The 22,515-nt window shown below is 67.5% G+C and carries 25 protein-coding genes; 11 read left to right on the plus strand and 14 right to left on the minus strand.

The window, feature by feature from the left end; translation table 11 throughout:
* The first annotated feature begins 115 nt into the window (after positions 1-115).
* Entirely contained in the window at positions 116-571 is a 456-nt protein-coding gene (locus AC3A3X_RS09945) for a hypothetical protein (protein ID WP_487582868.1), read from the plus strand.
* Between the two features lie 127 nt (positions 572-698).
* Positions 699-1,691 (plus strand): LLM class flavin-dependent oxidoreductase, encoded by a 993-nt coding sequence (locus AC3A3X_RS09950; RefSeq protein WP_487582869.1) that lies wholly within the window; start codon positions 699-701, stop codon positions 1,689-1,691.
* A gap of 102 nt (positions 1,692-1,793) precedes the next feature.
* Here AC3A3X_RS09950 and AC3A3X_RS09955 read toward each other — a convergent pair whose 3' ends face one another.
* Positions 1,794-2,255 (minus strand): FKBP-type peptidyl-prolyl cis-trans isomerase, encoded by a 462-nt coding sequence (locus AC3A3X_RS09955; RefSeq protein WP_487582870.1) that lies wholly within the window; start codon positions 2,253-2,255, stop codon positions 1,794-1,796.
* Between the two features lie 184 nt (positions 2,256-2,439).
* Between AC3A3X_RS09955 and AC3A3X_RS09960 the strand changes: the two genes are divergently transcribed.
* The gene (locus AC3A3X_RS09960; RefSeq protein ID WP_487582871.1) at positions 2,440-3,117 is read left to right on the plus strand and encodes a hypothetical protein; all 678 of its coding nucleotides are present in this window, start codon (positions 2,440-2,442) and stop codon (positions 3,115-3,117) included.
* 50 nt (positions 3,118-3,167) lie between these two features.
* Here AC3A3X_RS09960 and AC3A3X_RS09965 read toward each other — a convergent pair whose 3' ends face one another.
* The 3 genes from AC3A3X_RS09965 to AC3A3X_RS09975 are packed head-to-tail and all read right to left on the minus strand — an operon-like array spanning position 3,168 to position 4,579.
* Complete coding sequence (locus AC3A3X_RS09965) at positions 3,168-3,731, minus strand: SRPBCC family protein (RefSeq protein WP_487582872.1); 564 nt, start codon at positions 3,729-3,731, stop codon at positions 3,168-3,170.
* Positions 3,732-3,758: 27 nt separating this feature from the next.
* The gene (locus tag AC3A3X_RS09970) at positions 3,759-4,187 is read right to left on the minus strand and encodes an SRPBCC family protein (RefSeq protein WP_487582873.1); all 429 of its coding nucleotides are present in this window, start codon (positions 4,185-4,187) and stop codon (positions 3,759-3,761) included.
* A complete protein-coding gene (locus tag AC3A3X_RS09975) occupies positions 4,187-4,579 on the minus strand; it encodes an ArsR/SmtB family transcription factor (protein WP_487582874.1) in 393 nt (130 codons plus the stop codon). Before AC3A3X_RS09975 ends, AC3A3X_RS09970 begins: the two co-directional genes overlap by 1 nt.
* A 159-nt stretch (positions 4,580-4,738) precedes the next feature.
* On the opposite strand from AC3A3X_RS09975, the gene AC3A3X_RS09980 reads away from it, so the two are divergent.
* Both AC3A3X_RS09980 and AC3A3X_RS09985 read left to right on the plus strand, forming a co-directional pair.
* Complete coding sequence (locus tag AC3A3X_RS09980) at positions 4,739-5,266, plus strand: phage baseplate assembly protein V (RefSeq protein ID WP_487582875.1); 528 nt, start codon at positions 4,739-4,741, stop codon at positions 5,264-5,266.
* A gap of 2 nt (positions 5,267-5,268) precedes the next feature.
* Complete coding sequence (locus AC3A3X_RS09985; RefSeq protein ID WP_487582876.1) at positions 5,269-5,589, plus strand: hypothetical protein; 321 nt, start codon at positions 5,269-5,271, stop codon at positions 5,587-5,589.
* A 91-nt stretch (positions 5,590-5,680) separates the two neighbouring features.
* Here the strand turns inward: AC3A3X_RS09985 and AC3A3X_RS09990 are convergent, their stop codons facing one another.
* On the minus strand, positions 5,681-6,871 hold the full coding sequence (locus tag AC3A3X_RS09990; RefSeq protein WP_487582877.1) for a BaiN/RdsA family NAD(P)/FAD-dependent oxidoreductase: 1,191 nt from the start codon (positions 6,869-6,871) through the stop codon (positions 5,681-5,683).
* The gene (locus AC3A3X_RS09995) at positions 6,868-7,431 is read right to left on the minus strand and encodes a YaeQ family protein (protein ID WP_487582878.1); all 564 of its coding nucleotides are present in this window, start codon (positions 7,429-7,431) and stop codon (positions 6,868-6,870) included. Before AC3A3X_RS09995 ends, AC3A3X_RS09990 begins: the two co-directional genes overlap by 4 nt.
* A gap of 115 nt (positions 7,432-7,546) precedes the next feature.
* On the opposite strand from AC3A3X_RS09995, the gene AC3A3X_RS10000 reads away from it, so the two are divergent.
* Positions 7,547-8,431, plus strand: coding sequence for a pseudouridine synthase (locus AC3A3X_RS10000; protein ID WP_487582879.1), 885 nt, complete (start codon positions 7,547-7,549; stop codon positions 8,429-8,431).
* Between the two features lie 745 nt (positions 8,432-9,176).
* On the opposite strand, the gene AC3A3X_RS10005 is transcribed toward AC3A3X_RS10000, so the two are convergent.
* The 4 genes from AC3A3X_RS10005 to AC3A3X_RS10020 all read right to left on the minus strand — a co-directional run bounded on the left by AC3A3X_RS10005 (position 9,177) and on the right by AC3A3X_RS10020 (position 13,445).
* Positions 9,177-9,944, minus strand: coding sequence for a type 1 glutamine amidotransferase (locus tag AC3A3X_RS10005; RefSeq protein WP_487582880.1), 768 nt, complete (start codon positions 9,942-9,944; stop codon positions 9,177-9,179).
* A gap of 66 nt (positions 9,945-10,010) precedes the next feature.
* The gene (locus AC3A3X_RS10010) at positions 10,011-10,883 is read right to left on the minus strand and encodes an EamA family transporter (RefSeq protein ID WP_487582881.1); all 873 of its coding nucleotides are present in this window, start codon (positions 10,881-10,883) and stop codon (positions 10,011-10,013) included.
* A 48-nt stretch (positions 10,884-10,931) separates the two neighbouring features.
* On the minus strand, positions 10,932-13,049 hold the full coding sequence (locus AC3A3X_RS10015; protein WP_487582882.1) for a DEAD/DEAH box helicase: 2,118 nt from the start codon (positions 13,047-13,049) through the stop codon (positions 10,932-10,934).
* A 237-nt stretch (positions 13,050-13,286) separates the two neighbouring features.
* Entirely contained in the window at positions 13,287-13,445 is a 159-nt protein-coding gene (locus tag AC3A3X_RS10020) for a hypothetical protein (RefSeq protein ID WP_487582883.1), read from the minus strand.
* 182 nt (positions 13,446-13,627) lie between these two features.
* Between AC3A3X_RS10020 and AC3A3X_RS10025 the strand changes: the two genes are divergently transcribed.
* Positions 13,628-15,187 (plus strand): protein adenylyltransferase SelO, encoded by a 1,560-nt coding sequence (locus tag AC3A3X_RS10025; protein WP_487582884.1) that lies wholly within the window; start codon positions 13,628-13,630, stop codon positions 15,185-15,187.
* A 36-nt stretch (positions 15,188-15,223) separates the two neighbouring features.
* Here AC3A3X_RS10025 and AC3A3X_RS10030 read toward each other — a convergent pair whose 3' ends face one another.
* The gene (locus AC3A3X_RS10030) at positions 15,224-16,156 is read right to left on the minus strand and encodes an oxygenase MpaB family protein (protein ID WP_487582885.1); all 933 of its coding nucleotides are present in this window, start codon (positions 16,154-16,156) and stop codon (positions 15,224-15,226) included.
* A 337-nt stretch (positions 16,157-16,493) separates the two neighbouring features.
* On the opposite strand from AC3A3X_RS10030, the gene AC3A3X_RS10035 reads away from it, so the two are divergent.
* From AC3A3X_RS10035 to thpR, 3 genes are all read left to right on the plus strand, one after another.
* Positions 16,494-18,368 carry an ATP-binding cassette domain-containing protein gene (locus AC3A3X_RS10035; protein WP_487582886.1) on the plus strand — a complete coding sequence of 625 codons (1,875 nt, stop codon included), beginning with the start codon at positions 16,494-16,496 and terminating at the stop codon, positions 18,366-18,368.
* A gap of 259 nt (positions 18,369-18,627) precedes the next feature.
* On the plus strand, positions 18,628-19,173 hold the full coding sequence (locus tag AC3A3X_RS10040) for an SRPBCC family protein (RefSeq protein WP_487582887.1): 546 nt from the start codon (positions 18,628-18,630) through the stop codon (positions 19,171-19,173).
* A gap of 31 nt (positions 19,174-19,204) precedes the next feature.
* Positions 19,205-19,750: an RNA 2',3'-cyclic phosphodiesterase gene (gene thpR, locus AC3A3X_RS10045; RefSeq protein WP_487582888.1), complete on the plus strand. Its 546-nt coding sequence runs from the start codon at positions 19,205-19,207 to the stop codon at positions 19,748-19,750.
* 26 nt (positions 19,751-19,776) lie between these two features.
* On the opposite strand, the gene AC3A3X_RS10050 is transcribed toward thpR, so the two are convergent.
* Positions 19,777-20,019 (minus strand): hypothetical protein, encoded by a 243-nt coding sequence (locus tag AC3A3X_RS10050; protein ID WP_487582889.1) that lies wholly within the window; start codon positions 20,017-20,019, stop codon positions 19,777-19,779.
* 98 nt (positions 20,020-20,117) lie between these two features.
* Between AC3A3X_RS10050 and AC3A3X_RS10055 the strand changes: the two genes are divergently transcribed.
* The gene (locus AC3A3X_RS10055; RefSeq protein WP_487582890.1) at positions 20,118-20,717 is read left to right on the plus strand and encodes a YdeI/OmpD-associated family protein; all 600 of its coding nucleotides are present in this window, start codon (positions 20,118-20,120) and stop codon (positions 20,715-20,717) included.
* Positions 20,718-21,006: 289 nt separating this feature from the next.
* Here AC3A3X_RS10055 and AC3A3X_RS10060 read toward each other — a convergent pair whose 3' ends face one another.
* On the minus strand, positions 21,007-21,396 hold the full coding sequence (locus AC3A3X_RS10060) for a SpoIIAA family protein (protein WP_487582891.1): 390 nt from the start codon (positions 21,394-21,396) through the stop codon (positions 21,007-21,009).
* A gap of 40 nt (positions 21,397-21,436) precedes the next feature.
* A complete protein-coding gene (locus AC3A3X_RS10065) occupies positions 21,437-22,486 on the minus strand; it encodes a YbaY family lipoprotein (RefSeq protein ID WP_487582892.1) in 1,050 nt (349 codons plus the stop codon).
* Between the last annotated feature and the right edge of the window lie 29 nt (positions 22,487-22,515).

Consider the following 22,515-nt stretch of genomic DNA (forward strand, 5'->3'; position numbering starts at 1 on the left):
ACGATGTAGGAGCGAGCTTGCTCGCGATTGGCCGCTCCGGTCGCGAGCAAGCTCGCTCCTACACAAGAATGGGCGGATCACAATTGCCTCACGGCGCCCGCAGGAGGCTATCGCGATGAACGACGACCAGCGCTGGTGGCAGGACACCCAGGACATCCCGCGCCTGGTGCGGGCGATCTACGAGTGCATCTCCGGTCCGGCCGGGGCGCGGCGCGACTGGGCGCGCTTCCGCTACCTGCAGCATCCGCAGGCACGCAGCCTGCGCACCGTGGTGGTTGCCGATGGCAGCACGCGCGCGATGGTGTTCGACGTCGACAGCTACATCGCCGATGTCACCCCGTTCTTCGCCGCCAACGATTTCCATGAGGTCGAGATCGACCAGCGGATCCAGCGCTTCGGTCAGGTCGCGCATGTCTGGAGCCGTTACGAAGCGCGGCCGGCCGTGGACTCGCCGGTGCTGCTCAAGCGCGGCGCCAACAGCATCCAGCTGTGCCACGAACATGGGCGCTGGTGGGTGTTCAGCACCATCTGGGACAACGATCGCGAAGGTGTAGTGTTCGACCTGTGGTGATCCCCATTGAGGTGATCCCCATGCTGGCGCGTCGATGCAATGCTGCGCGCGCACGGCTGGAACACTGGCGCTCTGGAGTCGCGTCGATCCGCCCCCAGATCGTCGGTTCGCGCCAAGGAGTGCCCCCATGATTCCGTTTTCCGTCCTCGACCTGGCCCCGATCACCGAAGGCAGTGACGCCGCGCAGGCCTTCGCCAACAGTCTCGAACTCGCCCAGCACGCCGAGCGCCAGGGTTATCGCCGCTTCTGGCTGGCCGAACACCACAACATGCCGGGCATCGCCAGTGCCGCCACCGCGGTGCTGATCGGCCATGTCGCCGGTGGCACGAAGACGATCCGCGTCGGTGCCGGCGGTGTCATGTTGCCCAACCACGCCCCGCTGCAGGTGGCCGAGCAGTTCGGCACGCTGGCGGCGCTGTATCCGGGTCGCATCGATCTGGGCCTGGGGCGCGCGCCGGGCACCGACCACGCCACCGCGCATGCCTTGCGCCGCTATTTCGAAGCCGCCGACATGTTCGCCCAGGACGTGGTCGAGCTGCTGCATTACTTCGAACCGGCGCAACCCGGTCAGGCAGTGCGTGCCGTGCCCGGTGCCGGAATCGAGGTGCCGGTCTGGCTGCTGGGATCGAGCCTGTTCTCGGCGCGGCTGGCGGCGCAGTTGGGGTTGCCGTTCGCGTTCGCCTCGCATTTCGCGCCCGATGCGATGGACATGGCTCTGGCCTCGTACCGCCGCGAGTTCCAGCCGTCCAAACGCCTGGAGCAGCCGTACGCGATGCTGGCCCTCAACGTGGTCGGCGCGGAATCCGATGCGCAGGCGCGTCGGCTGTTCACCACCCAGCAGCAGGCCTTCGTCAACCTGCGTCGCGGCAAGCCGGGGCTGATCCCGCCGCCGATCGAGGACATCGAGTCGTACTGGACACCGCTGGAGAAGAGCGGCGTCGAGCAGGCGCTGGCCTGCGCGGTGGTCGGCGACGAGCGCACCGTCCGTGATGGCATCGCCGCCTTCATCGACCGTCACCGTCCCGACGAACTGATGATCACCGCCAACGTGTTCGACCACGCCGCGCGGCTGCGATCGTTCGAGATCGCCGCGAAGGCACGCGACGCGATCGCCGCGTAGGACAACCCCCACTGTCGTCCCGAGCGCAGCGAGGGACCTGCTGGTTTGCCGCGCAAGACAGATCCCTCGCCGCGCTCGGGATGACAAGCCATGATCGCTGCCTTAGCGCCGTGCCGACGGACCGCCGTGCTCGCGCACATCCAGCAGTTCGACCTCGAACACCAGCGACCCGTTCGGCGGAATGACGCCACCTGCGCCGGCGCGTCCGTAGCCATAGGCGGCCGGGATCATCAGCACGCGGCGACCACCGACCCGCATGCCGGCCACGCCTTCATCCCAGCCGCGGATGACGCGGCCGGCGCCGAGCAGGAAGGTAAAGGCCTGGTTGCGGTCGCGCGAACTGTCGAACTTGCTGCCACGTCCGTCGGCCGCCTTCTGCTCGTAGTTCCAGCCGGTGTAATGCACGGTCACGTCCTGGCCGGATGTGGCGACTGCCCCGGTGCCGACCTGCTGGTCGATCGCCTCGAAGCGGGCGATGGTGCCGCCCGGCGGCGGGCCGGGATCTGCGCAGGCGGCGATCAGGGCGACGGCGAATAGCAGCAGGGCGCGCGATGCGATTTTCATTGCGACAGCGTAACGGCTTTTCTGCATGGTCAGAACCTTGAATCCCTGTAGATAGCCGACGAACCGACGACTCATCAGGGGTGCGCGCCAAGGCGACCGCGAAAGGGAGGAAAAGGTACTCTGCCCGGTAAGACCACGTCCGAGCCGCTTCGGCGGCATGGGCCTTCACCGGAGTTCGCTACTCATGCGCATCCAGTACTTGGCGCTTGCTCTTTGCACCACGTTGTGTACGGCAAGCTGCAGTGGCGATAACCTGCCGTCATCGGCCACTCATGCATCCACTGCATCAGCCGCTCCTCCGGTGCATGGCGAAGTGCCATCACCGCAAGCGGATGAAGCATCGAGTGCAACGACCGTCCCCGCGGATCGTGCATATCCGCGCGCGCAGAGTGCTTCTGCGTATGCGGCAGAACTGATTGCGGCGACGCCAGCAAAGTATCTTCCCGCAGAGCAAAGATTCATCCGGCAAGACGCCTTGTCCGTGGAAGAGTCCGGCGTCGCGTTGAAATCCCGGCATTTCGACAAGGTTGTGAGCGCGCTTCAGCGAGATGCCGCGAACGACCCGGAGGCGCAGCAGCTGGGCCAGCTTTACCAGTCGGAGGCTGCAAAGGCGTTGCCAGTTGACGGGCGTCTGATGAACCTGGCGTGCGGCTTAAGCGTTTGCCTGGGCTCCATCCGCGGATCGAGCGAGTCCAGCCTGGCGGAGTGGTCAGCAAGATTCGGGGAGAGCAAGCGCGCGCCCTCGTTCAGTCAGATCGACTACACCACGCAGATCGGACCAAACGAGTTTGAAGGTCGATTCATTTTTTCGACGGATCCGGGGGCCAACTCGTTGACAGGTCGGATTCCGTCGGGACGGTGACCGTAAAACAGGCGTGAGACCGGCGCTGCGCCGGGATGACAGCCCAAGGCTCATGACGACAGGTCGCTCGGAATCCGCCGCTCGTACTCCGCCTCCACGCGCGCATGCGTTGCCCAGAACCCCGGCGGCGTGCGACCGGCCAGGCGATCGGCGAGGATGCCCAGGTGCGTGTGCCAGCCCGCGGCAACGCTCATCATGCCTTCGCGCGTGACGAGGCGGCTGTGCATAACGACCAGTTGCACGTCCTTGCCGCGCGGCGTGAGCTCGAACCGCACCTGCGAGTCCGAATCGGTTTCGCCCCAGGAGTATTCCAGCAGGCGCGGCGGATCGCAGGCGATGATGCGGCCGTGCATCTGGCTTGGGCCTGCGTATTGCGCGTACTTCTGCGGTGGCGGGGCGTCGTTATCGGTCAGTTCCGAGTTGCGGAACTCCATGTCGACGCGGCCACCGGCGTGCAGCTCCATCTCGCCGGAGGCGAGCCAGGTGCCGCGCTTGTCCGACTCGGTCAGGTAGGCCCAGACACGCTCGATCGGCCCAGGTAGCGTGCGTTCGATGCGCACGGTGTCGGCCGCGGTGACGACGCCGAAGTCATCGTTGGGGTGTGGAAGATTCATAGGGAACTCCTTCGGTGCTGATGCGCGTCAGGCGAGATGGCGATCGAGTGCGGCCAGCACCATCGTCCAGCCCGATTCGGCTGGCTTCGCGTATTCGGCGTGCTCGGCTGCCATTTCGTGGGTAAGGGTGAGCAGGCTGCCGTTGCCGTCGGCGGTGATCTCGACAGTGATGCGATCGCCTTGGTCGGTGTCCTCTTCCATGGCCAAGGTGAAGACCAGCCGGTGCGGACGGTCGATCTCCAGGTAGCGCCCGAAGTGCTCGGCATCGCCGTTCGGGCGCCGCTCGACGATGGCGTAACGACCGCCCACGCGCGCCTCGATCTGCACCCGCTGCATCTGCCCGTCGGCGGTCGCGAACAGCCAGCGTCCGGCCGTGGCCGGGTCGAGCCAGCCATCGAATACACGTTCGGGCGCGGCGTCGAATCGATGGCTGACGCGGACGATGACAGGATTCATCACTTGCTCCTGGAGGGCTTCTTTGCGGGTTTGGCGGTGGCTGGCGACGTGGCCGCGGCAACACGGTCCTCGGCCTTGAGCAGCGCATCGAGGGCATCGAGTCGCTCGTTCCAGAAGCGCTCGTAGTGGCGCATCCATTCCAGCCCGGCGTGGAGGGGGCCGGCATCGAGCCGGCAGGTGTGGATGCGACCCTGTACTTCGCGCTGCACCAGGCCGGCACGCTCGAGAACCTTGATGTGCTTGGACGCCGCCGCCAGCGAGATGTCGAACGGGGCCGCCAGCTCGCCGACGCTGCGTTGCTGCCGGGACAGGGTGCGCAGCATCTCGCGCCGCGTCGGGTCGGACAGGGCGTGGAAGATCGCGTCAAGACGCTGGGAGTTACCTTCAACCATGTGGTTGAGGATTGCGGCGTCGGCCGTGATTGTCAACCATCTAGTTGAGAATAGCGACGAACGGCAGGCGCCTGCCGCACTGGCCTGCGTGCAGGGCTGTTCACGTTTAGTGTTCACGGGGGAGCCGCACGTACAGGAACCACGCGGGAATCCAGTCGAATGCCGCACCAGACAAAGACAGCTCCCCTCCGGCATTACGGCAAGCACCGTGGCGTGGTCGTCGACAACATCGATCCACTGCAGCTCGGACGCGTGCTGGTGCAGGTGCCCAAGGTCATCGATGGCGGTGGCTCGCGCTGGGCCATGCCGTGCGTGCCGGTGGCCGGCCATCAAAGCGGCCTGTTCCTGCTGCCGGCGATCGGGGCACCGGTCTGGGTGGAGTTCGAGCAGGGCGATGCCGAATTGCCGATCTGGGTCGGCGGCTACTGGGTGGATGCCGGCGAGCTGCCGGTGATCGCCCCGGCCGGCCAGGGCGTGCCGGCGATGCTGCTGCAGACACCCGGCCAGAATTCGGTGCTGATTTCGGACCTGCCCGGGCCCGACGGTGGCGTGCTGTTGCGCGCGCAGAACGGGGCCACCATCGCGGTCAATGAGGCGGGCATCACCATCAGCAACGGCCGCGGCGCCAGCATCGTCCTGGCCGGGACGATGGTGACCATCAACGACGGCGCGCTGACGGTGGTGTAGCCATGGGCGGAGCGATCCTTCATCTCGGCGCGAGCGTCGCCTGTGCCCATGGCGGCCCGGCCACGCCGACCGCGCCCTATTCGCGCGTGACGGTGTCGGGGCGGCCGGTGGTGACGATTGCCGCGCCTTACACCATCGCCCACTGCAACCTGCCGTGGCCAGCCGAAGCATTGCGCTGCACCGGCGGGCAATGGCTGCAGGGCAGCACTCGCGTATTCGCCGGCGGTCGCGCGCTGGTGCTCGATTCCAGTCCGTCGATGTGCGTGCCCAATGGCGCGGCGATGGTGGTGATGGAATGCCAGATGCGCGTCACCGCCCTGTAGGAGCGAGCTTGCTCGCGATCAGGCGGATCGGGAACGGCAGAGGGTGATCGCGAGCAAACTCGCTCCTACATCGATGCGCGCAGCGCTGAAGTCACACCGCCATGCCCGCCGCGTGGCCGGAAGCCCATGCCCACTGGAAGTTGTAGCCGCCCAGCCAGCCGGTCACGTCGACTACTTCGCCGATGAAATACAGCCCGGGCACGCGCCTGGACTGCATGGTGCTGGACGACAGTTCGTCGGTGTCGACGCCGCCGAGCGTGACCTCGGCGGTGCGGTAGCCCTCGCTGCCGCTGGCGACCAGCGGCCAGCTCGACAGCACCTCGGCGATCTCGCGCAGTTGCGGTGGGTTGAATTGCTTCATGGGCCGGTTCGGCAGCCACACCTCGCACAGGCGCTGGGCGAAGCGCTTGGGCATCACTTCGCCGAGCACGGTCTTGAGTTCGGCAGCGGGGCGCTCGTGCTGCCACTGCTGCAAGGCTTCCAGCGCGTCGCGACCTGGCAACAAATCCAGGCGCAGGTCGTCGCCCGGTTGCCAGTACGAGGAGATCTGCAGGATCGACGGGCCGCTGATGCCGCGATGAGTCACCAGCATGAAATTGCTGAAGGACTGGCCGTTGCAGTGGGCCGTGACCGGCAGTGCGACACCGCTGAGGTCGGCCAGGCGCTCGAGGTGCTTGCCGCTGAGCGTGAGCGGCACCAGCCCGGCGCGGGTGGGCAGTACGGCATGGCCGAACTGGCGGGCCAGCTCGTAGCCGAATCCGCTGGCGCCCATCGACGGGATCGACAGGCCGCCGCTGGCCACCACCAGTGCCGGTGCGGCAAACGCGCCATGACTGGTATGCAGGCGGAAGCTGGCGCCTTCGCCCTCGCCATGGCTGACCCGCTCGATGCTGCAACTGGTCTCGATGCGCACGCCGGCAGCGTGGCACTCGTCGACCAGCATCTTCACGATCAGCTTGGAGGAGATGTCGCAGAACAGCTGGCCGAGTTCCTTCTCGTGATACGCGATGCGGTGGCGCTCGACCATCTCGATGAAGTGCCACGGCGTGTAGCGCGCCAGCGCCGACTTGCAGAAATGCGGGTTGGCCGAGAGGAAACTGGCCGGGGTAGTGCCGGTGTTGGTGAAATTGCAGCGGCCGCCACCGGACATCAGGATTTTCTTGCCGACGCGGTTGGCGTGATCGACCACCAGTACGCGCTTGCCGCGCTGACCAGCCGTCAGCGCGCACATCAGTCCGGCTGCGCCGCCGCCGATGATCGCGACGTCGTAGTGCCCGGTCATGCCCGAGCGGCTTCCTCGTCGGAGGCCATGCGGGTGACGGGACGGAAGGTGAAGGAGTGGCCTTCGCCCAGCCATTGCACTTCGCCGTCCTGGATCAGCACGTTCACGCGCATGCCGCGCTGCTGCACGGCGGCCAGGGCCTCGACGGTGTCGGCGCCGATGTCGATGACGGTGAGGTTCTTCAGGCGCTTGAGCGCATAGCTGTTCTTTTCCCACCAGATATCCGAGGCGCGGCCGGCGTAGTTGACCACCACGACCTGGCGCGCGCGGCCGCAGGCCTTGCGGATGCGCGACTCGTCGGGCTGGCCCAGGTCGATCCACTGCTCGATCTCGCCGGTGTAGTCGCGCCGCCACATGTCCGGGTCGTCCTCGCTGCTCAGGCCGCGGCCGAATTCCAGCCGATCCTCGGCGAACAGGGCATAGGTGAGCAGCCGCACCATCAGCCGTTGTTCGGTCTCGGACGGATGCTGGGCGAGGGTGAGGTTGTAGGTAGCGTAGTGATGGCGGTCGAGGTCGCTGACTTGCAGCTCGGCCTTTACCACGGTGGCCTTGAGCGCCATGGGGTACATCCGGAGGGGGCAGGAAAACAGCGCGCATTCTAGGCGCTGGCGCGGTGGCGTGCCGTTCTCATGGCGATTGCGACGGGGAGGCCGCCGTTAGGGGGACAATGCGTCCGTGGAATCGCTCCCTTCCCATCGCAATGGCGTGGCCGCCAGCCGCCTGCAACTGCCGCCCGGACCCTGGTTGACGGTGCTGGAGGGCCTGTGCGCGCGGTTCCCGGCGATCGGGCGCGCACACTGGCTCGACCGGATCGAGCGCGGGCTGGTCCGTGATGCCGACGGTCGGGCGGTGGCGGCCGATGCCGCGTACCGGGTCGGCGCGGAGCTGACCTACTACCGCGAAGTCGAGAGCGAAGCGGAGATTCCGTTCGACGAGATCGTGCTGCATGTCGACGAGCACCTGGTCGTCGTCGACAAGCCGCATTTCCTGCCGGTGACACCGGCCGGTAGGCATGTGGAGCACACGCTGCTGGCCAGGCTGGTGCGGCGCCTGGGTAACCCGGACCTGGTGCCGCTGCACCGTATCGACCGAGGCACGGCGGGCGTGGTGTTGTTCTCGGCGCGAGCGGACTCGCGCGCGCTGTATCAGGCGTTGTTTCCGCAGCGCAGGATCAGCAAGCGTTACGAGGCGCTCGCACTGGCGCTACCGGAGGCTGCATTCCCGATGGTTCGCAGGTCGCATCTGGAGCGCGGTGAGCCGTTCTTCCGGATGCGCGAAGGCGAGGGTGCCGCGAACAGTGAAACCCGCATCGATGTGATATCGCGTGGCGAAGGCATCTGGCGCTACGGGCTGGAGCCGGTCACCGGTCGCAAGCACCAGTTGCGCGTGCACATGGCGGCGCTGGGTGCGCCGATCCTCAACGATCCGCTGTATCCCGATTGCCTCGACCTCATGGCCGATGATTACGCCAGGCCGCTGAAACTGTTGGCGCGCTCGTTGCAGTTCGTCGATCCGCTAAGTGGGCAGGAGCGGCGCTTCGAGAGCCGGTTCGAGCTGTAGCCGACTGCAAGCCCGCAGCCCATCCACTCCCTCACCGTCGTCCCGGCGAACGCCGGGACCCATTTTGACCTTGCCGTTGCTCTTGGGGGCTTGCGTCTGCGGACGACGCGCCGGCATTTCGTTGCATGGTCTTCGGCGGCCCTCACCCCAACCCCTCTCCCGCAAGCGGGAGAGGGGCTCTTACCGTTGCTGGAAGACCGTCATCCCCGCGAAGGCGGGGACCCAGTGTCGTTGCTCTGATGCTCGTCATTCCCGCGAAGGCGGGAACCCATGGACGTTGCTCTTGCCCGTCATTCCCGCGAAGGCGGGAACCCAGTGACTCTGCTCGGGCGGGTTTGAAATCACCTCACCCTCCAGCGGGCGTCCGGGACCGAGCTCCCGACCGGGCGAGGGCGCAGACACCGCCCGGTATCGGCACAGCCCGAGCCCGACCCTTGCAGTCGTGTCACGCAGCCAATGCCGGCGCGGCGACACGCGAAGTCAATGAAACAACCGCGGCTTCCGGAAGGAGGGGGTGGGGTGTATTTCGCGAACAGTTAACGGAGCGAAGCGGAGGTTCGCGGAATACACCCCACCTCCTCCCTCCATCACGCACGCAAGAGAAACCGGAGCAGCGGCAAGGTCAAAATGGATCCCGGCGTTCGCCGGGATGACGTGACGAGGGTGACGGGCTGCGGGCCTGGGTCCCGGCGTTCGCCGGGACGACGGTGAGAAGGGTGGATGCGCGTCGCCGGGACGACGGTGATCACGTCCACTCGCGCGACGGCAACGTATGCCTGCGCTGCGGCCTGCCTACCAGGTCGAGGAAGCGGTTGAACACGTTGTCGGCCTGCGTCTGCATCGCCGCTATGTGCTCGCGCGTCTTCTGCCGGATCGTCTCCTCGCTCGCCTGCGCCGGATCGAGCCCCGCCAACTCGGCAAGCTCGTCGCGATACGCCGGATTGGCCAGCCAGCGTTCGATCAGGCGCTCGTCCATCTCCAGATGGAACTGGAAGCCATAGGCATTGTCGCCATAGCGGAACGCCTGCTGCTCGCACCCATCCGTGCGCGCCAGGTGCTCGGCGTCTTGCGGGACCTCGAAGCTGTAGCGGTGCCACTGGAATACCGGCGCGGTGTCGCCCAATGGCGACAACACCGGGTCGGCGCGTCCGGCGGCGGTGGTCTGCAGCGGGTACCAGCCGATCTCGGCCTGGTGGTGGCGCCGCACCGGTGCGCCCAGCACGTGCGCCAGCAATTGCGCGCCCAGGCAGATGCCCAGCACCGGCTTGCCCTGTTCGAGCATGCGTTCGATCGCCATCAGTTCGGTGCGCAGGTGCGGGCGCTGCGCCTGGTCTTCGACGTTCATCGGGCCGCCCAGCACGATCAGCCCGCGGTAACGGTCGACGTTGGGCTGGAAGTCGGGCTGGCGCTCGAAGTTGGCGAAGCGGATGCGATGGCCGCGCCGGCGGATCAGCGGGTCCAGGGTGCCGAGCGGTTCGGCGGCGACGTGCTGGAAGACGAGCAGGCGGGGCATGGCGCGGACAGGGCGGGGCGGGTCGATAGCCCGACTATGCCAAATCCCGTGCCGCGGCCGGTAGGGCTAGGCGCGCGGTGCCACGGCGATCACGGCAATGGCGACGACGGCCAGGACGATCGCGGCGCGGTTCCACAGGCTGGTCTTCTCGCCGAAGGCAAACACGCCCACCAGCGTGCCCAGCACGACCACACCGATGTTCATCGCCGCGAACACCACCGACGGGTTGTCCGGGAAGGCCTGGTGCGCGCGCACGTAGAAGACGATGTTGCCGAAGTTCAGCAGGCCCAGCAGCAGGCCGGCGCCGAAGTTTCGCAGGCTCGGCTGCGCCTGTCCGCGCCAGCGGCGAACCGCCTGCCAGCCCAGCATCAGCACGAAGGCGATCGCGAACGCCACCTGCAGCGCCGCCAGTGATGGCGTGCCGGCCAGCGCGATGCGCTTGAGCATCACGTCGACCACGGCGAAGCCGACCCAGACCACCAGCAGCAGGCCCATGCCGGTCCCGCCCGATGCGGCGACGGTGTCGTCGTTTCGCGGCCTGACCACGATGCCGGCCACGGCCAGCAGGCCCAATGCCAGCCCGACCATGCGCGTGGCATCGACCGATTCGCCGAACAGGGTGAATGCCGCCAGCAGCGACAGCAGCAGTGAAAGCCGCTGCGCCACGTCGGTGCGGACGATGCCGGCGGTGCGTACCGACGCGGCGAGCACCAGGAACAGCGATGGCAGCACCACCGCCAGGCCGAGCAGTGCGGCCCAAGGCGCCTGCGGTGTAGCCAGGCTCGCCAGCGACGGCTTGAGCAGCAACGCGCTCAGTGCGGTGGCAGCGAGGTAGTTCCAGGTCACCAGCTGCGCCACGTCCAGACGGAATCGTGGCGCAAGCTTGAGGACCACCGCGACGAGCACGCTGCACAGCGCGCTGAACAGGATCAGGTGCATCGGCTACCGCGGTGGAGGGTGGTGGCTCGCTGGATCAGCGCGGTTGCATCAGCGCGGTTTGAACGGCTTGCGCGGACCGCTGCCATGAGGCTTGTGGCCGCCGTGCGGACGCGGGCCGCGCGGCGGTGGCCGGCGATCGTCGTCGAAGCTTCGCGGTGCATCACCGTATCGGCCGTGCGGACGTTGGCCATGGCCGCTGTCCTCGTCGGCGCGGCTGATGCGCAGCTGCTGGCCGGCGACGCGCACGCGCTTGAGATGGTCCATGACCTCGCGCGGCATGCCTTCGGGCAAATCGATCAGGCTGAAGTCGTCGCGGATGTCGATGCGGCCGATGAAGCGGCTCTCCAGCTCGGCCTCGTTGGCGATGGCGCCGACGATGTTGCCCGGCTTGACGCCATGCGTGTGGCCGACCTCGATGCGGAAGGTCTCCATGCCCACTTCCGGGGCGCGCTCGCCGCGCGGCTCGCGGTGCTCGCGCGGCTCGTGGCGATGCTGTGCCGAACCTTCGTCGTCGAACATCGACTCGGCGACATTGACCGGACGCTCGAACGAACGCTCGCCGGCGGACGGCGGCGTGAACTGGCGATCGGCGTGGCGCGGACGCTCATCGCGCTGCTGGGGCTCACGTGGCCGGCTTTCACTCGGCGTGAACTCACGCGGCGGACGCGGTGCGGCATCGCGCTCGCGGCGCGGCTCGCGCTGACCGTCACGCGGACCACGCTCGTAGCGATCGCGTGGCGACTGCTCGCGCGCACCACGCTCGGGGCGGTCGAAGCTGGGCGTGTGCGGACGCAGGCGCTCGGCGGTGACGTCCAGCAGCAGCGGCATGTCGCCCTGCACCAGCTTGGCCAGGGCAGCGGCGATCTCCACCGCCGGCACGTTCTGCTCGCGCTCGTAGCGTTCGACCAGGTCGCGGAACTGGCTCACGTCCGACGATTCCAGCGCCGTGGTGATGCGGCCGAGGAAGCGGTTGACGCGCTGCTCGTTGACCGTTTCCACCGTCGGCAGCTGCATCTGCTCGATCGGCTGGCGCGTGGCGCGCTCGATCGCGCGCAGCATGCCGCGCTCGCGCGGGGTGACGAACAGGATCGCCTCGCCCTTGCGGCCGGCACGGCCGGTACGGCCGATGCGGTGCACGTAGCTTTCGGTGTCGTAGGGGATGTCGTAGTTCAGCACGTGGCTGATGCGTTCCACGTCGAGGCCGCGCGCGGCCACGTCGGTGGCGACCAGCACGTCGATCTTGCCGTCCTTGAGGTTCTGGATGGTCTTCTCGCGCTGCGCCTGCACCACGTCGCCGTTGATCGCGGCGGCGGCAATGCCGCGTGCGGCCAGCTTGTCGGCCAGCTCCTCGGTCGCCAGCTTGGTGCGCGCGAACACGATCATCGCGTCGAACGGTTCGGCCTCGAGGATGCGGGTGATGGCATCGAGCTTGTGTACGCCGCTGACCGCCCAGTAGCGCTGGCGGATGTTGGCCGCGGTGGAGGTCTTGGACTTGATCGCGATCTCGACCGGGTCCTTCAGGTAGGTCTGGGCGATGCGCTTGATCTGCGACGGCATGGTCGCCGAGAACAGCGCGACCTGGCGCGTCTCCGGGGTCTTCTTCAGCACCGCCTCGACGTCGTCGATGAAGCCCATGCGCAGCATCTCGTCGGCTTCGTCCAGGACCAGGCAGCGCAGCTGCGACAGATCGAGCGAGCCGCGCTCAAGATGGTCGATGACACGGCCGGGCGTGCCGACGATGACCTGCACGCCACGCTTGAGCGCCTGCAACTGCGGGTAGTAGCTCTGGCCGCCGTAGATCGGCAGGACCTGGAAGCCGGGCAGGTGATGGGCGTACTTCTGGAAGGCCTCGGCGACCTGGATGGCCAGTTCACGCGTCGGCGCCAGCACCAGCGTCTGTGGTGCGCGCTGGTTCGGGTCGATGCGCGCCAGCACCGGCAGGGCGAATGCGGCGGTCTTGCCGGTGCCGGTCTGGGCCTGGCCAAGCACGTCGCGGCCTTCCAGCAGCGGCGGAATGGTGGCCGCCTGGATCGGCGAGGGCGACTCGTAGCCGACATCGGCCAGGGCGCGCATCAGCGGTTCGGGCAGGCCCAGGTCGGCGAATTTGATGGGCGGGGTGTCCGCGGACGGGTCCGTGGAAGGGGTGTTGGGCGTCTCGGCGCTCATGGGGGAGGCTCGGCAGCGCCGGCGAACGCCGGTCGGAAGACCGCACAGTGTACCGGACTGCGGTGTGTCGGCCGGGTGTAGCGTTCTCACCGCCCCGCGTAGGAGCGAGCTTGCTCGCGATCAGGCGCGTGCGGGACAGATACGTGGGATCGCGAGCAAGCTCGCTCCTACGCGGTTGTCATCATGAATTCCGCCGCGCCTGCCGGCTCAGGCGCGCCGGCCGGGGATGGGTCCACGTCAGGACTTGTTGCCGGACCCGCTTTCCGTGGGCTCGGGGTTGCCTGGAGGATTGGCGGTGTCACGGGCCTGCTGCTTCTTGGCCTGCTTCTCGTCCTGCTTCTTTTTCTTGGCGATTTCGCGCTGGCGCTTTTCGAAGGAGTAATTGGGCTTTGCCATGGGCGATCTCGTTGTGCGGGTGACCAGTGTAGGGCATCGAGGTTGATTTGCCCGTGTACGGCGCATTGACGGACGTCCGGCGCAACTGGCGCGAAGCGTTGGAAAAACCCCGTGAGGCCCGCACATCAGGCCTGCGAGCGCTGGCCGGGCCAGCGGCGACGCCCCATATTGCAGCGGTGACCATGCCCACACTCGAGTTCGACAACGCCTTCGTCCGCGACCTGCCCGCCGATCCGGACACCGGCCCGGGCGTGCGCCAGGTCCACGGTGCCCTCTACTCGCGCGTGGATCCCACGCCGGTGGCGGCACCGCGGCTGCTGGCCCATTCGGCCGAGATGGCCCGGCGCCTGGGCTTCAGCGAGGCCGATGTCGCCTCGCCGCAGTTCGCCCAGGTGTTTGCCGGCAACGCGCTGATGGCGGGCATGGAGCCGTTCGCGGCCAATTACGGCGGTCACCAGTTCGGGGTGTGGGCCGGGCAACTGGGCGACGGACGCGCGATCAGCCTGGGCGAGATCATCAACGCCGCCGGCGAGCGGTGGGAGCTGCAACTCAAAGGCGCCGGGCCGACGCCGTACTCGCGCAGCGCCGACGGCCGCGCGGTGCTGCGTTCCTCGATCCGCGAGTTCCTGTGCAGTGAGGCCATGCATCACCTGGGCGTGCCGACGACGCGCGCGCTGAGCCTGGTCGGCACCGGCGAGTGGGTCGAGCGCGACATGTTCTACGACGGCCACCCCGAGCTGGAGCACGGCGCGATCGTCTGCCGTGTGGCGCCGTCGTTCATTCGCTTCGGCAACTTCGAGCTGCCGGCTTCGCGCGACGACGTCGAACTGCTGCGGCAACTGGTGGATTTCTGCATCCGCCGCGATTTCCCCGAGCTGCGCGGGCAGGGCCAGGCCCTGTACGCGCAATGGTTCGCGCAGGTGTGCGAGCGCACCGCGGTGATGGTCGCGCACTGGATGGGGGTCGGCTTCGTCCATGGCGTGATGAACACCGACAACATGTCGATCCTCGGTTTGACCATCGACTACGGTCCCTATGGCTGGGTCGACAATTTCGATCCGGGCTGGACACCCAACACCACCGACCGCCACCACCGCCGCTACCGTTTCGGCCAGCAACCGCAGGTGGCCTACTGGAACCTGGGGCGCTTTGCCGGCGCGCTGTCGCTGCTGTTCGACGGCGTCGAGCCGCTGCAGGACGGCCTGCGCCGCTTCGTCGAGACCTACACCGCCGCCGACCGCGACAACATCGCGCGCAAGCTCGGCCTGAGCGAGTGTCGCGACGAGGACGTCGGCCTGATGCAGGCGCTGCAGGACCTGATGACCGAGGCGGAAGTCGACATGACCCTGTTCTTCCGTGGCCTGGCCGACTTCGACATCGACACGCTGGACCCGGCGCCGTTGCGCGAGGCGTTCTACGACGAAGCGCGGCGTGACGCCGCCGCGCCGGCATTGCACGAATGGCTGGGCCGCTACGCTCTCCGGTTGCGCGAACAGGCCATGTCGGCAACCGAGCGCCGTGCGCGCATGAATGCAGCCAACCCGCGCTACGTGCTGCGCAATTACCTGGCGCAACAGGCCATCGATCGCGCCACCGAAGGCGACTTTACCGGCGTCGCCGAACTGCTCGACGTGATGCGCCACCCCTACGATGAACAGCCGGGCCGCGAAGCGTTCGCCGCGCGCCGGCCTGACTGGGCACGCGAACGGGCCGGTTGTTCGATGCTGTCGTGCAGTTCCTGAGCCCGGCCGGCCGTTGACGGCCGGGCTGCTGCACATTTACTGGCTGTGCCCGGGCCAGCGCTCGAGCACTGACTCGTCGATGCCCAGGCGCCGGCAAGCACGTGGAGCGACGCCGTCGTTGAGCGCCAGGCGGAACAGCGGTGCGATCGTGCGCAATGTCCGTGCCGCCACCGCGGCCTGCAAGCGTTGCCGGCGCGACAGTGGCAGCCGTGCCGTCGCCCAGGACGGCAACAACGCAGTTGCCGCGCCAAGGAACAGATCCCGCGACAGACCGGCGGCCGGCACTGGCAGCTGGATCTTTGCCAGTACCGCCAGCACTTCGCGCGAGCGCTCGTCGAAGCGCAGCTCGCCCTGCACGCTGGCGAAATACTCGGCGACCTGGGCCTGCGAACCGGGCACGTCGCGCGCCCCCAGCGCTTCGGCGACGCGGCGCGATTCGGCGAAATAGCGATCGGCGACACCGTCGGGCATGGACATCGGCGCATAGCGGCGGAATCCCTCGAGGAATCCGTAGCTTTCGGTGACGTGCACCCAGGTCAGCAGACGCGGATCCCGGGCCAGATAGGGCCGCCCGTCGGCACTGACGCCGCGCACCCGGGCATGAATGGAATCGACGTGGGCAATAAGGCGTTCAGCTTCGGCACGCCCGGCGTAGGTCGTGCCGGCGACGAAGTTGGTGGTGCGACGCAGGCGCCCGAGCAGATCGGTGCGGAACTGCGAATGGTCCCAGACCCCCGCGAGCGCCAGCGGGTGCAGGGTCTGCAGGATCAGCGCGCACAGGCCGCCGGAGAGCATCCCGGGAAAGTCGGCGTGGATGCGCCAGGTGACGCTGTCGGCGCCGAACAGGCCCGGGTCGCCGGGAGGGTGGTCGTAATCGATGCCGCTCTGGCCGCGCGGGAAGGCGCCCAGGACCCAGCGGCGTATCCGCGCGGTGGCGGGAGCGGCGAGGGCATGCAGCGGGGAGTTCATCGGCTTGCACTCATCCCGTCGCGGGCGCCGGGGCGGCTGGTTCCAGTCGCCCCTTGCCACGTGCCGTGCTTGCCGGCGCGATCGCCGCGATTCGGGACTAGCCCGATCAGGACTTGGCGGCCTTCTTCTCGCTCTTCTCGGCGCGCTTTTCCTTCATCGTCTTCGCCGGCTTCTTCTTGGTTTCCTTCTTGCGATCCATGCCCTTGCTCATGGTTTTCCCCTGGTCAGGTGGCCACGGCACCGCGCTGCGGCCTGGCACCAAGTATGCGCCGCCGGCAACGCGCTTGGCACTGCGACGGCATGCACTGCGACGGCCGGCGCCACGTAGAATGCCCGGATGCCCCTGATGACCCTGCAAAACGTCGACTACAGCGTCGGCGGCCCGCTGCTGCTGGAAAATGTAGCCCTGTCCATCGAAGCCGGTGAGCGCATCGCCCTGATCGGGCGCAATGGCGCCGGCAAATCCACCCTGATGCGCCTGCTGGCCGGCGAGATCCAGGCCGACGGCGGCGAAGTCCGCCGCGAGGGCGGCGTGCGCGTGGCGCGGCTGGAGCAGGAAGTGCCCAGCGACGCCGGCGGCGACGTCTGGGACGTGGTCGCCGGCGGATTGGGCGACCTGGGCGCGTGGCTGGCCAAATACCATCACCTCATCCACGCCGACCATGTCGACACTGACGCGCTGGCCAAGGTCCAGGCCAAGATCGAGGACGCCAACGGCTGGTCGCTCGACCAGCGCGTGACCGAGACCCTCGAACGCCTTGGCCTGGATGGCGACGCGCTGTTCTCGAGCCTGTCGGGCGGACTCAAGCGCCGCGTGCTGCTGGCCCGCGCGCTGGTATCGGCGCCGGACCTGCTGTTGCTGGACGAGCCGACCAACCACCTCGACATCGAAGCGATCGACTGGCTGGAGACCTTCCTCAAGGGCTGGCAGGGCGCATTGCTCTTCGTCACCCATGACCGCCGCTTCCTGCGTTCGCTGGCCACGCGCATCGTCGAGATCGACCGCGGCCAGGTCACCAGCTGGCCCGGCGACTGGGCCAACTACGAGCGGCGCCGGGAAGAGCGGCTCAACGCCGAAGCGCAGGAAAACGCGCGTTTCGACAAGATGCTGGCGCAGGAAGAAGTGTGGATCCGCCAGGGCATCAAGGCCCGTCGCACGCGCGACGAAGGCCGCGTGCGACGCCTGAAGGCCATGCGCGTGGAGCGCATGCAGCGCCGCGACCTGACCGGCAACGTGAAGATGGCCCTGGCGCAGGGCGAGTCGTCCGGACGAAAGGTCGTCGAAGCCAAGGGCGTGAGCTTCGGCCATGGCGAGCGCCAGCTCATCACCGATCTGTCGACGACCATCTTCCGCGGCGACCGCATCGGCCTGATCGGCCCCAACGGCAGCGGCAAGACCACGCTGATCAAGCTGCTGCTGGGCGAACTGAAGCCCGACGCCGGCGAGATCCAGCTCGGAAGCAACATCCAGGTGGCCTATTTCGACCAGTACCGCGCGACCTTGCGCGAGGACTGGAATGCGCTGGAGAACGTCGCCGAAGGCCGCGAATTCGTCGAAGTCGGCGGCAAGTCCAAGCACGTCATCGGCTACCTGCAGGATTTCCTGTTCACGCCCGAGCGTGCGCGCGCACCGATCACGCGCCTGTCCGGTGGCGAGCGCAACCGATTGCTGCTGGCCAAGCTGTTTGCTCAGCCGTCCAACCTGCTGGTGATGGACGAACCGACCAACGATCTGGACGTCGAGACGCTGGAACTGCTCGAGGAAATGCTCGGCGAGTACCCGGGTACGTTGTTGCTGGTCAGCCACGATCGCGACTTCCTCGACAACGTCGTGACCTCGACCCTGGTCATGGAAGGCGAGGGTCGCGTCGGCGAGTACGTGGGCGGCTACACCGATTGGCTGCGACAGCGCCCGGTGCCTTCGGTCAACGTGCCGGCCAGGCCGACCCTGGCCCCGGCCACGCCGGTGGCAGCCGCTCCGGCCGCTGCACCCAAGCGCAAGCTCAGCTACAAGGAAACGCGCGAGCTGGAGCAGTTGCCGGCCCGGATCGAGTCCCTGGAGAACAAGCTGACCGAGCTCACTGCGCAGATGAACGAGCCGTCGTTCTTCCAGCGTGATGCGGCGGCGATCAACGCGCACAACGCGTTGCTGGCGCAGACGCAGCTGGATCTGGACGGGGCTTACGCGCGCTGGAGCGAACTGGACGCCTGACTTGCAGCGCATCCCCGCGAATGCGGGACGCCCTTATCCGTCATCCCCGCAATGGCGGGGACCCAGCGACTTTGCCCCTGACCGTCGTCCCGGCGAACGCCGGGACCCAGGCCCGTAATCCATCAGCACTGTCACGTCGTCCCGGCGAACGCCGGGATCCAGGCCCTCAGCGTCCCGGTTGGACATTGGGCGCGTTGACGCACTTGCGGCGGCAGAGGGCCGATGGGTTAATTGCGCGGAAACCGGCTGGAGGTGATGCATGCAACCTTGGCATATCGCGATCCTCGTGGCTCTCGCCTGCGCGTCCCTGCCGGCAACGGCGGCGGTCAAGGATTCGTCGCCGACTGGATTCACCGTCGAGAACAGCGAAGTGGTGCCCGTCGACGCGGACACTGCGTGGAAGGCACTGGTCGGCGATGTCGATCGCTGGTGGCCGAAGGACCACACCTGGTGGGGCAAGGCATCGAAACTTTCCATCGATGCACGCGCCGGCGGCTGCTTCTGCGAGATCGCAGGATCGCAGCAGGCGCAGCACCTGACCGTCAGCTTCGTCGATCCGGGCAAGACCCTGCGCATGCTTGGCGGCCTTGGGCCACTGCAGGGGATGGGCATCGGCGGCGTACTGGAGTTCCGCCTGGCCGCGGCCGAAAGCGGCGGCACGCGTATCACCCTGTACTACCGTGCCGGCGGCTACTCGCCTGACGACCTTGGCAAGTTCGCGCCGGTAGTCGACCAGGTGCAGGGCCTGCAACTGCGCGGACTGGCGGATTACCTGCGCAAGCAGGCGCCGCCGCCAGGACGCTGACCGGCACCGCGCCGGCCGGCACGACGTTGCCATGAGCAGCGGGTCGCAGATCCATCGCCTGTTCTTCGCCCTGTGGCCGGACGATGCGCTGCGACATTCGATCGACGAGACAGCGGCGCGCCTGGAGCGCGAACTCGCGCCGGGTGGACGCCGGCTCAATGCCGCGCGCTACCACATGACACTGCAGTTCCTGGGCGATTTCGAATCGTTGCCGCAGGCACTGGTCGATGGCGCCTGCGCGGCGGGAGCACAGGTACAACTGCCGCCGTTCGCACTGGACCTGGATTGCGCCGGCAGTTTCCGCGGCAGCAACGTCTGGTGGCTCGGCCCGCATGCAATGCCCGAAGTCCTGCAGGAACTATGGGAGTCGCTCGGCACTGCGCTGCGCCAGCGCGAAGTGCCAGTCCGACGTGCGCCTGCCTTCAGCCCCCACCTGACCATCCAGCGCAACGTGCGCCGCCAGATCCCCGTCACGCCCGTCGCGCCGCTGGAATGGCACGTGCACGCCTTCGTCCTGATCGACAGCCAGTCCGGCCAACCCTACCGGATCATCGAGCGCTGGCCGCTGCAGCGGTGATGCCGCGCCAGCTCATTGGCGGATCTTCAGTGACGAATCTCGATCTGCGGTTCGCGGTCGATGCTGCCGTCCTCGCGCACCACGACGAAGTCGCGGGCAGTGGCGAACAGCACCGGCGTCGGGTGTTCCAGCGGCTCGCGGATGAAGGCCAGTTTCCAGCCGTAGTGTTCGCAGGCGAGCAGCATCCGGGCTTGCGGACCGGTCAGGCCGATGCGCCGCTGCTGTACATGGATGTCGGTGCCTGGAGTACGTCGATCACGCAGGGCCATGGTCGTTCCCCCTTTACCGCTTGTGACATTTTGTGCCCCTCGACTGTTCCAACGTGGAAGCGTGTGCACAATAGGACGCGCGCACTCCGGAACCGTCCATGGCAGCCCTCGACCCGCGAATCGACGCCTATATCGCCCGGTCAGCGGAGTTCGCCCGGCCGTTGCTCGCGCACCTGCGGACCGTCGTCCACGGCGGCTGCCCCGAGGTCGAGGAAACGATCAAATGGGGCATGCCGAGCTTCACCTACCGCGGCAGGATCCTGTGCGGCATGGCGGCCTTCAAGCACCACGTCGGTTTTGGTTTCTGGCAGGGAGAGCAGATCGAGGGCGCCGCGCGCAGCGAGCAGGGCATGGGCCAGTTCGGCCGGATCACCCGCCTTGCGGACCTGCCCGGCAAGCGCGAACTGATCGGCTTCATTGAGCAGGCGATGGCGCTGATCGACAGCGGCAGCACGCGACCGGCGAGCAAGGCCGCCAAGGCCAGGCCGCCGCTGGAGGTTCCCGACGATCTCGCCGCCGCGTTGCAGAAGAACGCGAAGGCACGCGCACATTTCGAAGCGTTCCCGCCCAGCTATCGACGCGATTACATCGAGTGGATCGTCGAAGCCAAGCGCGAGGAAACCCGGCAGCGACGCCTGCAGCAGACCCTCGAATGGGTGGCCGAAGGCAAGTCGCGCAACTGGAAGTACATGTCGTAGCTCGTGTCATCGCGGACGCAACGCGCGATCACCCAGTAAGGGATAAAGCCCCTCTCCCGTTTACGGGAGAGGGGTTGGGGTGAGGGCATGACGTCGAGAGCAACGCCGCTGGGTCCCCGCCTTCGCGGGGATGACGGTTTTCTCTAGCCCCTCTCCCGCTTGCGGGAGAGGGGTTGGGGTGAGGGCCGCCGAAGACCATGCAACGACACGCCGCTCCGCAGACGAAAGCCCAACGCGCAGCAGCACAAGCCATGTTTCTGGAAAACGCAGGCGGGAGACGAACCGAAACTCAGGCCGAAATACCTTCCGGCAACACGTCGCTCGCCCACAGCATCGCCGCTTCGCGCTCGTCCGGATCGAACGAGCGAATCTCGGTGTGCGGGAAGAAATGCCCGGAGAACTCGGAGATCCGCGCCAGCCAGTGCTTGTCGGTGATGATCGCACCGCGGGCGAAGCGCCGGTATTCACCGAACTTGCTCATGGCGTAGCGCAGGTCCTTGCCCATGGCCTGCGCGGTCAGGCCGGTGAACCCGGTCATGTCGCAGAACAGGCCGATGCGCGCGTGCTGCGCCAGGCGCGCCTCGATGTCGGCGATGCAGCGGTCGTAGTCGTCGCCGTCGAGCGTCCCGCTGAAATGGTAAGCGCCGACATGCGAAGGTGCAGGCAGGATCTCGATCATGGCGTAGCCTCCTTGAGCGCGTTGCATTCAGTCCCGCAAGTCAGTCCCTCAGGAACGCGCCGCAACCCTGGTACGTCTTGCCGCCGGCACTGAGTTGCGCGCTGGCCTCGAACGAACTGCCACTCATGTCGTCCTGGCACGGCTTGCGTTCGATCTTCAGCTCGACCTGCGTGCCGTTGGCGGTCTTGCCGCTGAAACCCGCTCCGCCCTCGAGCGGCTGCGCGTTGGCAACCTCGATCTTGCGTGCGCCGTAGTCGAGCTCGGCGCGCAGCACCGGCGCCTCGCCCATGCCGACCTCGACCCACCAGCCCGGTTCGTTACCGACCGCGCGGAAACCGATGCCGCGCGCCCTGGCCGCTTCCCACGGCGACGGGCCATCGGCCTGGCTGCACTCGCGCTTGTCTTCGCCGGCCAGCGTGAGCGTGCCGCTGCCGCCCTTGGTCCAGAACTCGTTGCCCTTGTCGTCGGCATAGCGCGCGCCGGATGCGGACATCGCCAGAGGAATCGTCAACTCGCGACCGGAAAACGACAGCACGGTCCGCTCGGGCTGGCCGAAATCGGCACTGAGGCGAAGTTCGCCGCATTGCCAGTAGCTGGTCTTGCCGGCGGCAGCGACCGGCGCGGCGGACGTCACGCGCACCAGCTGCAATTCGACCGGCACATTGGCAGCAGGGTCCACCGGCGTGCGCGTGTCGGTGACGAACCACGGTTTGCCGTCCGGCCCGATCAGCGACGCATGCAAGCCGTACTGGCCGCCGCTGCGCAGCTTGACCGGGTCATAGGGCAGGCTGAAGGCGAACGGCGGGCCCGACAGATCCTTGAACGTCATGTCCGACAGCACCGCGTTGGGCGTGTCGGCGAGCAGGTTGTCGATCAGCTGCACGCGCAGGCTCGAGCCGGGCGGCATCATGATCCGCTCGCGGTAACCGGCGCTGCCGGTTATCGCGTGCGCACCCTGGGTCAGCGGTGGCGTCGGCGCGGTCGAAGCAGTCCCGGAATCGCTGCCTGGCTGGCAGGCCGCCAGCGACATCGCCAGGGCGATGCCGAACAGGCCGGGCAGGGACGACGAAAACCGCTTCGATTCGATCATGGGCATCTCCTGGGCAGACGCCCAGCCTA

It is taken from the genome of Lysobacter sp. Soil_N_23 (genome assembly GCF_057656135.1).

Coding starts and splice junctions, on each gene's coding strand:
- AC3A3X_RS10055 (WP_487582890.1), top strand. CDS start 20,118: ATGGCAGCCCTCGACCCGCGAATCGACGCCTATATCGCCCGGTCAGCG.
- AC3A3X_RS09985 (WP_487582876.1), top strand. CDS start 5,269: ATGGGCGGAGCGATCCTTCATCTCGGCGCGAGCGTCGCCTGTGCCCAT.
- AC3A3X_RS10065 (WP_487582892.1), bottom strand. CDS start 22,486: ATGATCGAATCGAAGCGGTTTTCGTCGTCCCTGCCCGGCCTGTTCGGC.
- AC3A3X_RS10025 (WP_487582884.1), top strand. CDS start 13,628: ATGCCCACACTCGAGTTCGACAACGCCTTCGTCCGCGACCTGCCCGCC.
- AC3A3X_RS09945 (WP_487582868.1), top strand. CDS start 116: ATGAACGACGACCAGCGCTGGTGGCAGGACACCCAGGACATCCCGCGC.
- AC3A3X_RS10035 (WP_487582886.1), top strand. CDS start 16,494: ATGCCCCTGATGACCCTGCAAAACGTCGACTACAGCGTCGGCGGCCCG.
- AC3A3X_RS09980 (WP_487582875.1), top strand. CDS start 4,739: ATGCCGCACCAGACAAAGACAGCTCCCCTCCGGCATTACGGCAAGCAC.
- AC3A3X_RS10040 (WP_487582887.1), top strand. CDS start 18,628: ATGCAACCTTGGCATATCGCGATCCTCGTGGCTCTCGCCTGCGCGTCC.
- AC3A3X_RS09990 (WP_487582877.1), bottom strand. CDS start 6,871: ATGACCGGGCACTACGACGTCGCGATCATCGGCGGCGGCGCAGCCGGA.
- AC3A3X_RS10020 (WP_487582883.1), bottom strand. CDS start 13,445: ATGGCAAAGCCCAATTACTCCTTCGAAAAGCGCCAGCGCGAAATCGCC.
- thpR (WP_487582888.1), top strand. CDS start 19,205: ATGAGCAGCGGGTCGCAGATCCATCGCCTGTTCTTCGCCCTGTGGCCG.
- AC3A3X_RS10030 (WP_487582885.1), bottom strand. CDS start 16,156: ATGAACTCCCCGCTGCATGCCCTCGCCGCTCCCGCCACCGCGCGGATA.
- AC3A3X_RS10060 (WP_487582891.1), bottom strand. CDS start 21,396: ATGATCGAGATCCTGCCTGCACCTTCGCATGTCGGCGCTTACCATTTC.
- AC3A3X_RS09960 (WP_487582871.1), top strand. CDS start 2,440: ATGCGCATCCAGTACTTGGCGCTTGCTCTTTGCACCACGTTGTGTACG.
- AC3A3X_RS09950 (WP_487582869.1), top strand. CDS start 699: ATGATTCCGTTTTCCGTCCTCGACCTGGCCCCGATCACCGAAGGCAGT.
- AC3A3X_RS10005 (WP_487582880.1), bottom strand. CDS start 9,944: ATGCCCCGCCTGCTCGTCTTCCAGCACGTCGCCGCCGAACCGCTCGGC.
- AC3A3X_RS10050 (WP_487582889.1), bottom strand. CDS start 20,019: ATGGCCCTGCGTGATCGACGTACTCCAGGCACCGACATCCATGTACAG.
- AC3A3X_RS09970 (WP_487582873.1), bottom strand. CDS start 4,187: ATGAATCCTGTCATCGTCCGCGTCAGCCATCGATTCGACGCCGCGCCC.
- AC3A3X_RS09995 (WP_487582878.1), bottom strand. CDS start 7,431: ATGGCGCTCAAGGCCACCGTGGTAAAGGCCGAGCTGCAAGTCAGCGAC.
- AC3A3X_RS09955 (WP_487582870.1), bottom strand. CDS start 2,255: ATGAAAATCGCATCGCGCGCCCTGCTGCTATTCGCCGTCGCCCTGATC.
- AC3A3X_RS09965 (WP_487582872.1), bottom strand. CDS start 3,731: ATGAATCTTCCACACCCCAACGATGACTTCGGCGTCGTCACCGCGGCC.
- AC3A3X_RS10010 (WP_487582881.1), bottom strand. CDS start 10,883: ATGCACCTGATCCTGTTCAGCGCGCTGTGCAGCGTGCTCGTCGCGGTG.
- AC3A3X_RS09975 (WP_487582874.1), bottom strand. CDS start 4,579: ATGGTTGAAGGTAACTCCCAGCGTCTTGACGCGATCTTCCACGCCCTG.
- AC3A3X_RS10015 (WP_487582882.1), bottom strand. CDS start 13,049: ATGAGCGCCGAGACGCCCAACACCCCTTCCACGGACCCGTCCGCGGAC.